The following is a 15,363-nucleotide window of genomic DNA, read 5'->3' on the forward strand; positions in this document are numbered from 1 at the left end:
TCTCAGGGGCCTTTCGCGGTGTCGGAGCCGGTGTCGGGGTCGGGGTCGAACACTCCCCCGGCCCCTGTCAGGGCGGATTTCAGGGTTCGGCCAGGGTCGTCCCGACTGCCATCGGCGCCTCGCGGCGGGCAGCATGGACGCATGACAGATCACGAGCACGCCGCGACGGGTCCGGGACCCGGCTCCGGCCCCGGCCCGGCAGCGGGCGGCGGGCCGCAGGACGCCGTGCCCGCCGCGGGTGCCGCGTCCTCGCCGGGCGCCGCGCCTGGCGACACCCTCACGGCCGCGCCTCCGCACCGGTTCAGGCGGGACCGGCGGACCAAGGTGCTCGCGGGTGTGTGCGCGGGGCTCGGGCGGCAGTGCGACATGGACCCGGTGATCTTCCGGATCACGCTCGCGGTGCTCTCGGCGACGGGCGGCATCGGCCTCATCTTCTACGGCTTCGCCTGGCTCTTCGTCCCCTACGACGACGAGGAGGAGAACGAGGTCCGCAAGCTCTTCACCGGCCGCGTCGACGGCCAGGCCCTGGCGGCCGTGCTGTTCGCGCTGGTCGGCTGCGGTGTGTTCCTGTCGATGCTGAGCAACGCCAGCGTGCTCACCTTCGCCGTCGTCCTCTCCCTCCTGCTGGCGGGCGCGGGGTACTGGTCGCAGCAGCGCGGCGCCCCCGACCCCGACCCGCTGGCCGCGCAGGCCGTCGCCGACGCCCCGCCGGAGGCCCAGGCACCGCCGGTGCCCGCCGCCTACCCCTCCTGGTGGCGCGACCCGATCGTCAAGGACGGAACGCATGTCGGTGGCACCGGCTATCTCTGGGGCCCCGGCGACTCCCGCACCCGCGACATCACGGACGCGGTGCACATCAGCCTCGGCCCCTCGTACCCGCACTGGCCCCAGGATCTGCGGCCCCCGCGCCCGCCCGCCCCGAAGCCGCGCGGCCCGCGCTGGATCGGCGGCTGGGTCTTCCTGCTCGCCCTGTTCGCCGGTGCCCTCGGCACCGGCGCGCGATGGGACGACCAGGCGCTCGGCACCAGCCTGCAGATGGGACTGGCCTGCGCGCTCGTCGTCCTCGGCCTGGGGATAGCGGTCAGCTCCTTCCTGGGGCGCACGGGGGCGGGCTCGGTCTTCCTCGCGATCGTCACGGCCGGTCTGCTGGCCGCCTCGGCTGCCCTGCCCAAGGACCTCACCACCCACTGGGAACGCCTCACCTGGCAGCCCGCGGCGGTGGCCCAGGTACAGCCGAAGTACGACCTGGGGAACGGCGTGGGCACCCTCGATCTGACCCGGCTGCGGCTGGCCAAGGGGCAGACGGTGACGACGCACGCCGAAGTCGGCATCGGGCAGTTGAAGGTGATCGTGCCGTCGGACGTGACGGTGAAACTGAGTGTGGACGTGGGCGTCGGGGACATCCAGTTGCCCGGTGACGACAAGAAGGACGTGGACGTGGAACCGGGCAAGCACCAGCAGGTCACTCTGAGCCCGGCGACGGGCGTCAAGAGCACCGGCACGCTGGACCTGGACCTCCGGGTCGACGTCGGACAGGCGGAGGTCAGCCGTGCTGCGTCATGAGTTCCAGCCGGGGAAGCTGGTCATCGGTCTCTTCCTCGTCGCCGCGGGCGTGGCCTACGCCGGGGACGCGGGCGGGCTGTGGGTGACCGAGTGGTTCGCGGCGATCCCCCTGGTCGTGGCCGGCCTGGTGCTCGCCGGTGTGGTGGCGGGCATCAACGGGGCGATCCGCAGACGACGAAGGGCCGGCCGTACGAGCACGGCCGACCCCGGTCCTGAGATATCCGGCTGAGGGCCGGCTACCGGTAGCCGCCCGCCCGTTGCCTTCGCCTCGCTCGTAGCGCCGCGTCCAGGGAGAACACGGAGGCGCCCGCGAGGACGAGGGGCAGCCAGGCCATCAGGTAGGCGAGGTCGTTGCCGTAGTAGTACGGGTCCGACTGCCAGCTGATGGTCAGCCACAGGCTGAGGGAGATCAGCGCACCGCCGAGCGCGGCGATGCGGGCCAGCAGACCGATCAACGTGCCGATGCCGACGGCGAGTTCACCGAAGGCCATGGCGTAGCCGAAGCCGACGGGGCTCTTCAGGGCGAGGTCCACCAGGGCGGGGATGGCGGAGGAGTCACGCACCCCGCGCATCGTCTCGCCGATCGACCCGGCGCCGGAGGCCTTCATGAATTCGCTGCTGGTGAGTTTGTCCAGGCCCGCGTAGATGAAGGTGACGCCCAGGAAGACGCGCAGTGGGAGCAGGGCGTACCGGGTGGCGGTGTGCCGCCAGCTCCGGTCGCCGTCGAGGTACGGGGTTTGCGTATCCATTCGAGTGCCGTGAGTCATCGCCCTTAGCCGCCTCTCGCCCGCCGTTGACCCCTCAACAGACCATACGTACGAAAAGGGGGACTCGCTCAACCATGCTTCGGACAGTTTTTCGGACTTCTGCCGAGTTCGGGCGGTGGTCGGCCGCGTTCTATGGATATTCAGATGTGGGCGAGGATCTGTCGCACGCCTGCACAGACGTCCTCGGCCATCGGCCGTCTCAGTCCGTCACGTCGACGACGCAGGCGTTCGTCTCCACGCCCGCCGCGGTCACGACCTGTACTTCCACGCGTCCGGGCTCGACGTCCACGGGGACCGGGACGGTGAGGAGGGTGTCCGTCGGGTTGGAGAAGCCGCCGGTGACGGGGACCAGGGGGACGTGGACGTTGACCGGGCCGATGCGGACGACCATGCGGGAGAGGCGGTCCGCGGTCTGGGCGCCCGGGGGGACGAAGCCCGCGCCGCGGATCTCGATGTCGTCGCCGGTGCGGATCGGGGCGTCGAGGTCGCCCGCCTCGCGGGAACGCACCACCGAGAGGATGACCGGGCGGCCGCCCTCCGCGTACTTGCCGGCCAGGTATGTCGCGGCGGAGATCAGCACCACGACCGCCAAGCCCCAGGGCAGGTCCGGCAGTTGGTCGGGGCGACGGGCGAGCCTCACGGCCGCGAAGACGAGGGCGACGGCGCTGATCGCGACGTACTGGATGTCGGCGAAGGTGCCGCGGCCGGCGTCGTCGGTGAGGAGGTCGGCCGCGCGCGGGCGGTCGGCGGGGATCTTCTGGAGGCGCTGGCCGAGGACCCGCAGGCCGACGACCCGGCGCACGAGTACGGCGATCGCGCAGACCACGGCGAGGACGGTCACCACACCGGCGCCGCGGGCGAGTTCGAGGCCGGAGATGAGGGCGTCACGCTCGGCGTGGTCGGAGGCGGCGGCGAGGCGGCCGGCCAGGACCAGCACCGCGTACGCCACGAACAGCACCCAGGACACGGCCACCGCGCGGGAGGTCGACAGCCGGTTGTCCTCACCGATGACCGGGGCCAGCGCCCCTCCGCGCGCCCGGTGGAACCAGGAGGCGGCACTCAGCGCACCGGCGACCACGAGCGCGGCCAGCAGTCCGGCCGTGCGGGCCGCCGTCCAGCCCGCGCCGATCGCGGTGAGCGCCTGCACCAGGAGCAGGACGACGAAGCCGCCCCACACGGCGAAGGCCGTGCGGTGCCACAGGCGCGCCAGCCAGGCACCGCCCTCGGCCCGGCCGCGTTCGGCGACGGCGTCGGCGGACTGGGTCAGTTCGTCCGAGACCCACTGCCGGGAGGCGGACGCCGAGTGCGCCACCGCCGCCGGCAGCCCCTCGCCGGCCGCGAAGCCGTCCCGCTTGACGAGGAACGCGGCGACCGCGCGCCGATGCCCCTCGCGTGCTCCGTGCGGGCAGTCCCCGCAGGTGCAGCCACCTCCGTGGGCACCGATGTGCTCGCCGCCCTGTCTCGCCTCCTGCACCGCCACGCCCGACGCCTGCCTTCCCCACGACCCTCATGGTCCTCGGCCCTGGAAACCGGGCCCTGACGTTCGGCGACCGGCTCCGAAGCCTTTGGCCACCGCCTTGCAACTCCCGCACGACAACAGCGGATTGTGCCCTACGGGACACGGCCCGCGTCCGGCAGGTCTGGTCAGCGCGGGTGAAGTGACGACCGCCGTGTTGACCCGGCTGCGAGAATTTCCGTATGGCCGAGATCATCCAGCGCGACGGGACCTGGGCCTTCGACGGCACAACGGTCAGGATCACACCGGGACTTCACCGCTCCGTGCCACTGTTCCGGCAGACGTACGGCGAGATCGCGGTGCCCCTCGAAGCCGTCGCGGGCGTCGTCTACGAACCCGAGCGCAAGCGTGGCCGGCTGCGGCTGAGGCTGCGCGAGGGTGCCGATCCGCTGTTGCAGGCGACCGGTGGGCGGCTGCCGGACGCGGCGGATCCCTACCGGCTGATCGTGGACATCGACCGCTCCGGGGTCGCCGAGTACGTGGCGGAGGAGATCCGGCACGCGCTGCTCCTGGACCAGATCCCCAAGGAACCCACCAAGGCCTATCTGCTGCCGGGCCCGCCGGTCCCGGTCTCGGTCCGGTCCTCCGACGGCACGGTGTCCTTCGACGGCGCGCAGGTGCGGATCGACTGGGCGGACACCTCCGAGCGGGTCAAGCGGGCGACCGGGCCGCGGATAGTCGCCGTGGGGGATCTGGTGCAGGTGGAGTGGTTGCCCAACTCCGGTTACGAGGACGGGTTCATGCGGTTCGTGACCCGGGAGACGGTGTTCTCCAAGCTGCCGCCGGAGAAGGACCCGTACGCCCTGGACCTGTGGGGCAGCACCCGCCGTGATCTGCTCACCGCGCTGGTGGCGACGGCGGTGACCGCCCGGCTGCCGCATCCGTCGGCCCGTGAGCGGGAGAACGGCGAGTTCACGGACCGGCCCCCGCGGGCGGCCAGCGTCCCGCCTCCGGCCGACCATCACGACGTACTCCTGCGCAGGCTGCGGGAGTTGGGCGAGCTGCACCGGGAGGGGGTGCTCACGGACGAGGAGTTCACGATGACCAAGGCGGCGGTGCTGCGGGGTTTCAGATAGACCGGAAAGGGGGGCCTCAGCTGAGGAGGTCCGGTTCGCTGCGGCTGATGTCCTGCCACAGGGGCTGGTAGTTGATCCACGCGACGAGGTCGCCGCCGGTCTGTTCACGGGTGGCGACGGCGAGTTTGTGGTCGATGAGGAGGGGTCTGCCGGCCGCCTTGGCGAGGAGCTGGACCTGGCAGGAGCGTTCCATGGACAGGAACCACCAGGCCGCCGCGTCCACCGAGTCGCCGACGGTCAGCAGGCCGTGGTTGCGCAGCACGAGCGCCTTGCGGGAGCCGAGTCCGGCGGCGATCCGCTTGCCTTCCTCGGCGTCGACGGAGACACCGCTGTAGGCGTCGTAGAGCGCGTGGTCCTCGTAGAAGGCGCAGCTCTCCTGGCTGATCGGGTCCAGGAAGTCGCCGAGGGCGGACAGGGCGCGGCCGTGCACGGAGTGGCAGTGCGCGACGGCGACGACGTCCGGACGGGCGGCGTGGACCTGGGAGTGCACGGTGAAGGCGGCCTGGTTCACATGGTGGCCGCCCTGGAGGACCTGGCCCTCGGAGTTGGCGAGCACCAGGTCGCTGACGGTGACGTGCCGGAAGGGCATCCCGAAGGGGTTGACCCAGAAGCAGTCGGTGAACTCGGGGTCGCGGGCGGTGATGTGCCCCGAGACCCCGTCCTCGAAGCCGAGCCGGCCGAACAGGCGCAGGGCGCCCGCGAGCCGTTCCTTGCGGTGCCGGCGTTCGTCCTCGACCGACTCGTGCATCGGCGGCATGGCGAACCGCAGCCGGTCGGTGGGCAGGGGGGAGGGCGGCGTCGGCCCGTGCATCGGTCCTCCAGCACTGGGTTTGTCGTAAGGGCGAGAAGTTACCGCCGGTCGGTCGAAAAGGGCAGTGCGGGTCGGTAAAGAGGACAGAGGTTGTCGGTTATCGGCGGAACACTCGTCGTATGACAGCGAACTGGGCCACCTTCACCGCCGCCGAACCGGAGCTCGCCGCGACCGTCGAGGAGCGGTTCGGTGCCTTCACTCATCACGTTCTCGCGACCCTGCGCAAGGACGGGTCGCCGCGGACGACCGGGCTCGAAGCGCGGTTCCTGGACGGCGAGTTGTGGCTGGGAATGATGCCCGACTCGCTCAAGGCGCTGGATCTGCGGCGCGATGCGCGCTTCGCGCTCCAGGCGAACCCGGGCCCGGGCACGGACACGCACGGCGGGGACGTACGGGTGAGCGGGCGGGCGGTGGAGGTGACGGATGCCGGGGTGAAGGGGGCGTACAGGAAAGAGGTGGAACCGCCGGAGCCGTTCCACCTCTTCCGCACCGAGTTGACCGAGGTCGTGCGGACCTACGTCGAGGACGAGACGTATCTCGTCGTGCAGGTCTGGAAGCCCGGAGGGCCGGTGCGGACCCTCAAGCGGACCTGAGCCTCAAGGAGCCAGAAGGGCCCTGACGGGCCCCGGAGGGCTCACTCCCACTCGATGGTCCCCGGGGGCTTCGAGGTGATGTCGAGGACGACCCGGTTGACGTCGGCGACCTCGTTGGTGATGCGGGTGGAGATCTTCGCGAGGACGTCGTACGGGAGGCGGGACCAGTCGGCCGTCATCGCGTCCTCGGAGGAGACCGGGCGCAGGACGATGGGGTGTCCGTAGGTGCGGCCGTCGCCCTGGACGCCGACGCTGCGGACGTCGGCGAGCAGGACCACCGGGCACTGCCAGATGTCGCGGTCGAGGCCGGCCGCGGTCAGTTCCTCGCGGGCGATGGCGTCGGCGTCGCGGAGCAGGTCGAGGCGCTCCTTGGTGACCTCGCCGACGATGCGGATGCCGAGGCCGGGGCCCGGGAAGGGCTGGCGCTGGACGATCTCGTCCGGCAGGCCCAGCTCCTGGCCGACCATCCGGACCTCGTCCTTGAACAGCTTGCGCAGCGGTTCGACGAGCTTGAATTCGAGGTCTTCCGGCAGGCCGCCGACGTTGTGGTGGGACTTGATGTTGGCCGTGCCGGTGCCGCCGCCCGACTCGACGACGTCCGGGTACAGCGTGCCCTGCACCAGGAAGGCGACCTCGGGCCCCTCGTCCGCGATGATCTCGGCCTGCGCCTGCTCGAAGACGCGGATGAACTCGCGGCCGATGATCTTCCGCTTCTGCTCGGGGTCGGAGACCCCCTTGAGCGCGGTGAGGAAGCGCTCCTCCGCGTCCACGACGACGAGCTTGACGCCGGTCGCGGCCACGAAGTCCTTCTCGACCTGCTCGGTCTCGCCCTTGCGCATCAGACCGTGGTCGACGTAGACGCAGGTCAGCTGGTCGCCGATGGCACGCGCGACCAGGGCGGCGGCCACGGCGGAGTCGACGCCGCCGGACAGACCGCAGATGGCGCGCTTGTCGCCGACCTGCTCGCGGATCGCCGCGACCTGCTCGTCGATCACGTTGCCGGTGGTCCAGGACGGGGTGAGGCCCGCGCCGCGGTACAGGAAGTGCTCCAGGACCTGCTGGCCGTGCGTGGAGTGCATGACCTCGGGGTGGTACTGGACGCCGTACAGCTTCTTCTCGTCGTTCTCGAAGGCCGCGACCGGGACGACGTCCGTGGACGCGGTGACCGTGAAGCCCTCGGGGGCGGCGGAGCAGGCGTCGCCGTGGGACATCCACACGGACTGCTCGTCCGGGGTGCCCTCGAAGAGGGTGGAGGACGACCGGGAGACGTGCAGGGGCGTACGGCCGTACTCGCGGGCGCCCGTGTTGTCGACGGTGCCGCCGAGGGTCGTCGCCATCAACTGGAAGCCGTAGCACATGCCGAAGATCGGGACGCCGGCCTCGAACAGTTCGCGGTCCAGGCGGGGGGCGCCCTCCGCGTACACGGACGAGGGGCCGCCGGAGAGGATGATCGCCGCCGGGTTCTTGGCGAGCATCTCGGCGACCGGCATGGTGCTCGGCACGATCTCGCTGTAGACCCGGGCCTCGCGGACGCGGCGGGCGATGAGCTGGGCGTACTGCGCGCCGAAGTCGACGACCAGGACGGTGTCGGGGGCGGGGGTCGCTGCTGACACGGGGGCCTTCCGGCGGTGGGGCGGGGGTCTTGGGTACCGATTCTAACGGGGGTCGCGTGGGACACCTCGCCGTCTCCCGGGGCTCCGCCCCCGGACCCCCGGGACCTATGCCCACCCACTGCCCGACTCGGTGGGCTGGATGGGCGCCGTAGAAGCCACCGCCCGAGTCGGTCGACTGGACGGGCGCCGCAGAAGCCACCGCCCGACTCAGGCCGCCGCAGAAGTGCTGTGGCATACTCGCCCCATGCTCACGCACCCGACCTTCCTCTTTACCTATGGCAACCGGCCCGCCGGCTGCCATGGTCGAGCTGCTTGAGTTACTGACAAGCGACTTTCCAGGCGCCCCGGGCCGACAAGGCCCGGGGCGCCTGTCGTTTCCCGGTCCGTCGGTCCAGGCGTTCCAAGCCACCAGGAGCCCCCTCATGACCACCTCCACCCCCGAGCAGACCATCGCCGACGCCCGTGAGCGGATCGACGCTCTCGACGACCGGATCATCGGGCTGATCCAGGAACGGGTCGCCGTGTCCGCCGTCGTGCAGGAGACGCGGATCGCCTCCGGCGGCCGACGGGTGCACCTGTCGCGGGAGAACGAGATCCTCGGCCGCTACAGGGACGCGCTCGGCAGGCCCGGCACCGCGCTCGCGATGACGCTGCTCGAACTGTCGCGGGGGCGGATCTGAGTTCGAGCCCCGTCTCACCCGTACGGCGCGTGACCGCTCCGGGAACCGCTTCGTTGGTGGGGGTGTCCGTGCCAGCCAGGGGCGGGCCCGAAAGAACCACGCGTGGCTCGCTGGGGCGATGAGACGTACGGATCGTGCCGTACGTCGTGGGACCTCGCTCCAGGGTCGTGACCGGACGGCAGGGGACAGCAGCCCGGTCACCCAAGAGAACGGTCGGCTCCGGGGACGCCCGGGGCCGCCCGGCGGAAACTGCAAAAATGCACAAAGCCGGATCGAACGGTTGCGGTCGTCGTCTCCATCCAGCACGATGCCTAGAAGCCCCCGAGTTCTCCCGGAGCTTCTCTCTGAGCTCCAAGTCCCATAGCAGCCAACCGCATTGCGGTGCACCGTCCCACTGCCAAAGGTCGAGACCAAGCGCGCGCCCCCTGTGCGCCGGGGCGCCGACCCGGGGCACTGAAAACAACTTGAGACCAGCGGCGCAACCCCCCGGCGCCGCTCCCAGGCACCGGCGCTGCCCTGACGTCGGTGCTGACGGAGAAGGGCCCCGCGGCTCCGTCCCGCGGGGCCCTTCGCTTGCGTTCCTACACGTTCTCGCGTTCGTTCCTACACGTTCTCGCGTGCTCCTAGGTCCGGCTCACCGTCCCGCAGGTGCCCTGGCCCTTGCCGATGTCCCGGCTGCGGTCGTACGGGTCCGTGGTCGGGCCCGAAGGTGTCGCGCCCGTCGGGGACGACGTGGCGTCGGAGTCGAACTGCGGGTGCAGATAGCCGTCGTAGACGTCGCAGGCCGAGTTGCCGAAGTCCGCGTTGTTGAGGGTGAGGGTCAGCAGGCCGGGGGTGGCCTGGTAGCGGGCGGGGTCGAGGATCTCGGTGTCGATCACCCGGCGGACGATGGTGCGGGCGACCTCGGTGGAACCGTCGGTCCGGACCAGCGGATAGACGAAGGTGTAGTCGGCGTGGACGGTGACGCCCCCGCTGGAGTCCTTCGCGAAGGTGATGCGGCCGCGGGTCTTCACCACCTTGCCGACCAGCCGGACTTCCTTGGGATCGAAGCGGCTGAACAGCAGGGTGGGGTCGTTGTCCTTGGTCGGAAGGATCAGGGAGGCCTTCAGCTCGGCGAGCACCTTGGGCTGCTTCGGGTCGAGGACGGCGAGCGCGGCGGACGGGCGGGCGCCGGCGATCGTCTTCGGGTCGAGGTTGGACGCGACGAGCAGGATCTTCGTCTGCTGGAGGGCCAGTTCGACCCGGTCCTTCGAGAAGCTGCCCACGGCGGTCGCCTTCGGCAGGATGATGCCGGCCGCGCCGTCGGCCCAGTTCAGAGCGGGTGAACCGGCGAACGGCCGGTCCAGGGTGGGTATTTGGGGGTCCACGGTGGAGGGCGCGGCGGTCGGGGCGGCGGTCTCCGGGGCGAGCGGGGACGCGGAGTCCGAGTCCGCCTCGGTGCCGAAGGGGTCACCGGGCAGCAACGAGGGTTTCATCGCGACCACGGCTACGACCACGGCGAGCGGGACGCCGAGTACGGCCCACAGGCGGCGCCTGCGCCGAGCCCGCCCGTTCATCTCCTGCCAGGCCGGACCGGTGCGCCAGCCCTCGGGCTGCTCGGCCTTCTTCAGCCGCTCGGTCACCTGGCGGGCGCGCGCGGACGGTTCCTTCTGGGCGGAGGCCCGGATGTCACGCTCCGTGTCACGGGCGAACTTGTCCCAGACGTCGTCGGGGATCTCCGGGGTCGAGGACGGTTCCTCGGACGGTTTGTCAGACACCAGGTAGTTGTAGGTGCCCGAAAGCGTGTTCACAAGCAGAACCTGGGTGTGACACAGCCCACATAAGAATCAGGTGAGGATTCACACAACCATTCACAGGTTTCCCCGGTCACACCTGCAGAACAAGGGCCACACCCGCGCCCCACACGCGGAGCCCTCCGACCCAGCGTGCTGCACTGTCGCAGCACTCCGGACTTCTTGAGGACTTCATGAAGCTTCGCCGTGTCATGGCCGCGGTCGCCGCGACGGCCGCCATAGCCCCCCTCGCCCTGCTGTCGGCGCCGGCCGCGTTCGCCGACGGCGACTCGCCGGACACGTCGGCCAGCAGCCCCGCGGCCGAGGACAGCAGCCCGGCGGCCGACGCGAGCACCCCCGCCGCCGACGACAGCACTCCCGCTTCGGACGCGAGCAGCCCGGCGGCGGACACCAGCACCCCCGCCTCGGACACCAGCTCCCCGGCTGCGGACACCAGCAGCCCCGCCGCGTCGGACTCCCCCAGCGGCAGCGCGTCGCCGAGCCCGTCCGCGTCGCCGAGCAAGCCGTCCGACGACTTCGACCCGTACGCGGACTGCAAGACCTTCGACCTGGACGAGAAGCTCACCGCGTCGATCACCGGGCTGCCGAACAAGATCGTCGCCGGTTCCGGCTGGCACACCTTCAAGTTCGTGGTGAAGAACGCCTCGGCCAAGGACCTGCAGAACGTCTGGATCAACGCGCTCACCGAGTACAGCGACGACGTGAACGAGAACGACTCGCTCATGCTGGACCTGGCCGAGATCCAGCTGAAGCAGGACGGCAAGTGGACCGACTCCTACCAGGAGACCGTCGGCTCCGGCAGCAGCACGACCACGCTGCCCGGCAGCATCGTCGCGATTCTTCCCACCCTGGAGAAGAACTCCTCGACCACGCTCGACCTGCGCGTGCAGATCAAGCGCGAGGCCCCCGCGGGCTCGTCGTTCGCGCTGAGCCAGGCGATCTACGCGGGCAAGGGCGACTCCTGCTACGGCAACGGTGACTTCTACGAGTTCTCCGTGCTCGCCGCCGGCAGCAAGCCCGGCGATGTCGGCGAGGCCAAGCCGACCGGCCAGAAGCCCACCGGGACCAACGACGACCTGAAGCCCCAGGGCGGCGTCAACGAGGCCACCGGCAACCTCGCCGAGACCGGCTCCAGCTCCGCCCTGCCGGTGATCGGCCTCGTGGGCGGCGCGGCGGTCGTCGCGGGTGCCGCCGCGGTGGTCATGGTGCGTCGGCGCAAGACCGGAGAGAGCGCGTAACCCGTAGCTCGCTCGACACAGAAGGACCTGCGCTCGGAGGGGGGCGCAGGTCCTTCTGTCTGTCTCCGCCTCCACGGCGACTGCCGCTCGTCGGCAACTGCCGCTCGTCTTCTACGACCGCTTGTCTTCTACGGCCGCTCGTCTTCTACGACCGCTTGTCTTCTACGACTTCGGCGGCACCGTCGGCATCCCCAGGAACGGCAGCTTCAGCGCGCCGAACGCCCCCTCGGGTACCGCCGGTCGACGCGGTTCCACCGGCTTCAGCCGTTCGTACGAGGCCCCTTGGCGCGGACGCGGGTCCGGCTCGTCCTTGTTGGGCCAGTACGACATCGCGCGCTCGGCCTGCGCGGTGATGGTGAGCGACGGGTTGACGCCGAGGTTCGCCGAGACGGCCGCGCCGTCGACGACCGAGATGCCGGGGTGGCCGTAGAGGCGGTGGTACGGGTCGATCACGCCGGTCTCGCGGGAGGCGCCGATGGGGCAGCCGCCGAGGAAGTGGGCGGTGAGCGGGGTGCCCATCAGTTCGCCGACGTTGGAGCCCGCGAAGCCGTTGATCTCGGCGGCGATGGCCGCCGCGGCCTCCGAAGCCGCCCTGATCTGCTTGGGGTTGGGGGCGCCGTGCCCCTGACGGGCCGTCAACAACCCCTTCCCCAAGCCGTCCTGTTTCAGATACGTGGTCAGGGAGTTGTCCAGCGACTGCATCACCAGGCCGATGATGGTCCGTTCCGACCAGCGGCGGTTGGAGAGCGAGCGAAGGACCAGGAGCGGGTGGCGGGCCGCGTTCGCCAGCCAGGCCAGGACCCTCGACGAGCCCTCCGCGTAAGGGACTTGGAGGATGGAGAGGCCGCCCATCGAGTTGGAGCCCTTGCCGTAGCGGACCGGTTCGATGTGGGTGTTCTCGTCGGGGTGGATCGAGGAGGTGATGGCGACTCCGCGGGTGAAGTCGGCCTTCGCGGTGCCGGTCGCCCTGCGGTAGCGGCGGTCGTTCGTCTGGGCGCCGACCAGCGCCTCCGAGTTGGTGCGGGTGAGTTCGCCCAGCTTCTCGGAGAGGTAGGGCAGTTGGCCGCCCGCCTTCATGCGGTGCAGCAGGGTCTGGGTGCCGTAGGTGCCGGCCGCGAGGACGACCCTGCGGGCCTTGAAGGTGCGGCCCTTCGACGACTTCCTCGCGTCCGTGGGCAGGGTCCCCACCGCGTAGCCGCCCTGCGAGTCGTCGGTGACGGACACGACCGTCGTCATCGGGTGGACCTCGGCGCCCGCCTTCTCGGCGAGGTGGAGGTAGTTCTCGTTGAGGGTGTTCTTGGCGCCGTGCCGGCAGCCCGTCATGCACTCGCCGCACTCGGTGCAGGCCTTGCGGGCCGGACCCGCGCCGCCGAAGTACGGGTCGGCGACCTGCTCGCCGGGCCTGGCCTTCGCGGTGCCGTCGGCGTCCTCGCCGTCGCCGAAGAAGACGCCCACCGGGGCCATGTGGAAGGTGTCGCCCACGCCCATCCGCTGGGCCGCGGCCTTCAGATGGACGTCGGACGGGGTCATCGTCGGGTTGAGCCGTACGCCGAGCATGCGGCGGGCCTGGTCGTAGTACGGGGCCAACTCCTCCTGCCAGTCCGTGATGTCGCGCCACTGGGGATCTTCGAAGAACGGCTTCGGCGGGACGTACAGGGTGTTGGCGTAGTTCAGGGAGCCGCCGCCCACGCCCGCGCCGGCGAGGACCATGACGTTGCCGAGCAGGTGGATGCGCTGGAGGCCGTAGAGGTTGAGCCTGGGGGCCCAGAGGTAGTTCTTCAGGTCCCACGAGTTCTTGGGGAGGGTCGACGGGGTGAAGCGGCGACCGGCCTCCAGGACACCTACGCGGTAGCCCTTCTCCGTCAGGCGCAGGGCGGTTACGGAACCGCCGAAGCCCGAGCCGACGACGATGACGTCGTAGTCGTAGGTGTCCTGTGGCACATGCTCTCCTCGTTGAGAACCGTCGAGAACCAGGGTTTTCTACTTGAGCCGCAAGGCCTTCATCACCCTCAGGCTGCGGCTCATGAACTGGGCGTACGCCTCGTCGGTCATGCCCAGTGACGGGGCCATCGGCAACAACCGCTGCTGGGCGACCGTCTGGGCCTCGGTGTACTTGAGGATGCCCTCGGAGCCGTGGCGGCGGCCGAGGCCGGAGTCCTTCATGCCGCCCATGGGGGACTGGACGCTGCCGTAGGCGGAGGCGTAGCCCTCGTTGACGTTGACCGTGCCGGTGCGCAGGCGGGCGGCGACGGCACGGCCGCGGCGGCCGTCCTTCGTCCAGACCGAGGAATTGAGGCCGTAGGACGTGGAGTTGGCCGCTTCCACCGCCTCGTCCTCCGTCGTGAAGCGGTAGATGGAGACGACCGGGCCGAAGGTCTCCTCGCCGCACACCGACATCGGGGCTTCCACGCCGTCGAGGATGGTCGGTTCGAAGAAGTACGGGCCGATGTCCGGGCGGGCGACTCCGCCCGCGATCACCTTGGCGCCCTTGGCGACGGCCTCCTCGACGTGGCGCGTCACCGTCTCCAACTGCCGATCCCCCACGAGCGATCCCATGTCGGCGCCGTAGGCGAGGGAGGTGCCCAGGCGCATGGCCTTGGTGCGGGCGGCGAAGCGTTCCAGGAAGGCGTCGGCGATCGACTCGTGGACGTACAACCGCTCGATGGAGATGCACAGTTGGCCGGCGGAGGAGAAGCAGGCGCGGACCGCGCCCGCCGCCGCCTTGTCGAGGTCGGCGTCCTCCAGGACCAACATGGCGTTCTTTCCGCCGAGTTCGAGGGAGACACCGACCAGCCGGGCCGCCGCGCCCTGCGCGACCTCGCGCCCGGTGCGGGTGGAGCCGGTGAAGGAGACGTAGTCGGCGTGCTTGACGACCTCGGGGCCGACGACCGGGCCCTCGCCGAGAACGACCTGGAAGACGTCGGCGGGCAGGCCGGCCTCGATGAGGAGGTCGCGGGCCCAGAGGGCGGTGAGGCAGGTCTCGGTGTCCGGCTTCATGACGACCGCGTTGCCCGCGACGAAGGCCGGGAGGGCGTCGCCGACGGAGAGTTCGAGCGGGTAGTTCCAGGGGGCGATCTGACCGACTACCCCGCGCGGGTGGCGGAGTTCGGTGACCTTGGTGAGGGTCGGGACGGCGCCGGTGTGCCGCTTCGGCTTGAGGTAGGCGGGGGCCTTGCGGCCGTAGTGGCGGGCCGCGACGGCGACGGCCTGCACCTCCTCGTGGGCGTGCAGCCGTGCCTTGCCGGTCTCCAGCTGGATCAGGTCGAGGACCTCGGCCTGGCGGGCGAGGACGAGGTCGTGGAAGCGCAGCAGGACGGCCGCGCGCTGCCGTACCGGCGTCTGCACCCAGAGGGCCTGTGCGGCGCGGGCCGCGTCGAAGGCCTTCGCCACGTCCTCGGGGGTGGACTCGGGCAGGTCGGCGAGCTTCTCACCGGTGAACGGCGTGTGGTTGGCGGTCCGCCCGGAACCGGCCACACCCTTCGTGAGCTGGGCGACCAGCTCCGGGGTGACCACGTCGGCGGCGGTACGGGCGCCTGCGGGGGCCGGCGCGAGGGGGTTTGTGCCGGTCGTCGTTTCCGTACCGGTCTTTTCCGGGGCCTGCGAGTCCGTCATGTGCGGCAGGGTATGCCGCCACGAGGGGTTTGGGTACCCGTCGGTAATCGGGATTCACCAGGCGCTCACACCACGCCAGCGATCACTGGCAACGAATGCGC

13 protein-coding genes are annotated in these 15,363 nt (G+C 70.7%); 6 read left to right on the forward strand and 7 right to left on the reverse strand.

The annotated features are described in order from the left end of the window. Window positions 1-141: 141 nt before the first annotated feature. Together ACWDEW_RS03750 and ACWDEW_RS03755 are read left to right on the forward strand one after the other, a co-directional pair. A complete protein-coding gene (locus ACWDEW_RS03750) occupies window positions 142-1,563 on the forward strand; it encodes a PspC domain-containing protein (protein WP_450509244.1) in 1,422 nt (473 codons plus the stop codon). After that, window positions 1,550-1,792, forward strand: a complete 243-nt coding sequence (locus ACWDEW_RS03755) for a hypothetical protein (protein WP_450509246.1) — start codon at window positions 1,550-1,552, stop codon at window positions 1,790-1,792. Before ACWDEW_RS03750 ends, ACWDEW_RS03755 begins: the two co-directional genes overlap by 14 nt. Window positions 1,793-1,799: 7 nt before the next feature. Here the strand turns inward: ACWDEW_RS03755 and ACWDEW_RS03760 are convergent, their stop codons facing one another. Both ACWDEW_RS03760 and ACWDEW_RS03765 read right to left on the reverse strand, forming a co-directional pair. Further along, on the reverse strand, window positions 1,800-2,330 hold the full coding sequence (locus ACWDEW_RS03760) for a DoxX family protein (RefSeq protein ID WP_450509248.1): 531 nt from the start codon (window positions 2,328-2,330) through the stop codon (window positions 1,800-1,802). 199 nt (window positions 2,331-2,529) lie between these two features. Next, window positions 2,530-3,810 carry a hypothetical protein gene (locus tag ACWDEW_RS03765; protein ID WP_431252497.1) on the reverse strand — a complete coding sequence of 427 codons (1,281 nt, stop codon included), beginning with the start codon at window positions 3,808-3,810 and terminating at the stop codon, window positions 2,530-2,532. Window positions 3,811-4,028: 218 nt separating this feature from the next. Here ACWDEW_RS03765 and ACWDEW_RS03770 point away from each other — a divergent pair, with 218 nt between their 5' ends. Continuing rightward, window positions 4,029-4,922 (forward strand): DUF4429 domain-containing protein, encoded by an 894-nt coding sequence (locus ACWDEW_RS03770; RefSeq protein ID WP_450509250.1) that lies wholly within the window; start codon window positions 4,029-4,031, stop codon window positions 4,920-4,922. A 16-nt stretch (window positions 4,923-4,938) separates the two neighbouring features. Here ACWDEW_RS03770 and ACWDEW_RS03775 read toward each other — a convergent pair whose 3' ends face one another. Beyond that, window positions 4,939-5,733, reverse strand: a complete 795-nt coding sequence (locus tag ACWDEW_RS03775) for a class II aldolase/adducin family protein (RefSeq protein ID WP_019066785.1) — start codon at window positions 5,731-5,733, stop codon at window positions 4,939-4,941. Between the two features lie 119 nt (window positions 5,734-5,852). On the opposite strand from ACWDEW_RS03775, the gene ACWDEW_RS03780 reads away from it, so the two are divergent. Further along, on the forward strand, window positions 5,853-6,326 hold the full coding sequence (locus ACWDEW_RS03780) for a pyridoxamine 5'-phosphate oxidase family protein (RefSeq protein WP_450509252.1): 474 nt from the start codon (window positions 5,853-5,855) through the stop codon (window positions 6,324-6,326). A 41-nt stretch (window positions 6,327-6,367) separates the two neighbouring features. Here ACWDEW_RS03780 and guaA read toward each other — a convergent pair whose 3' ends face one another. Then, the gene (gene guaA, locus ACWDEW_RS03785) at window positions 6,368-7,939 is read right to left on the reverse strand and encodes a glutamine-hydrolyzing GMP synthase (RefSeq protein ID WP_450509254.1); all 1,572 of its coding nucleotides are present in this window, start codon (window positions 7,937-7,939) and stop codon (window positions 6,368-6,370) included. 299 nt (window positions 7,940-8,238) lie between these two features. On the opposite strand from guaA, the gene ACWDEW_RS03790 reads away from it, so the two are divergent. Beyond that, window positions 8,239-8,619, forward strand: a complete 381-nt coding sequence (locus ACWDEW_RS03790; RefSeq protein ID WP_450509496.1) for a chorismate mutase — start codon at window positions 8,239-8,241, stop codon at window positions 8,617-8,619. Window positions 8,620-9,242: 623 nt separating this feature from the next. Here the strand turns inward: ACWDEW_RS03790 and ACWDEW_RS03795 are convergent. After that, window positions 9,243-10,409, reverse strand: coding sequence for a hypothetical protein (locus ACWDEW_RS03795; protein WP_450509256.1), 1,167 nt, complete (start codon window positions 10,407-10,409; stop codon window positions 9,243-9,245). Between the two features lie 176 nt (window positions 10,410-10,585). Here ACWDEW_RS03795 and ACWDEW_RS03800 point away from each other — a divergent pair, with 176 nt between their 5' ends. Beyond that, entirely contained in the window at window positions 10,586-11,650 is a 1,065-nt protein-coding gene (locus ACWDEW_RS03800; protein WP_450509258.1) for an LAETG motif-containing sortase-dependent surface protein, read from the forward strand. Between the two features lie 162 nt (window positions 11,651-11,812). Here the strand turns inward: ACWDEW_RS03800 and ACWDEW_RS03805 are convergent, their stop codons facing one another. Both ACWDEW_RS03805 and ACWDEW_RS03810 read right to left on the reverse strand, forming a co-directional pair. Continuing rightward, window positions 11,813-13,591: a GMC family oxidoreductase N-terminal domain-containing protein gene (locus tag ACWDEW_RS03805; protein ID WP_450509260.1), complete on the reverse strand. Its 1,779-nt coding sequence runs from the start codon at window positions 13,589-13,591 to the stop codon at window positions 11,813-11,815. A 39-nt stretch (window positions 13,592-13,630) separates the two neighbouring features. Beyond that, window positions 13,631-15,262: a succinic semialdehyde dehydrogenase gene (locus ACWDEW_RS03810; RefSeq protein ID WP_450509262.1), complete on the reverse strand. Its 1,632-nt coding sequence runs from the start codon at window positions 15,260-15,262 to the stop codon at window positions 13,631-13,633. Between the last annotated feature and the right edge of the window lie 101 nt (window positions 15,263-15,363).

This window comes from Streptomyces sp. NPDC001100 (genome assembly GCF_053598575.1).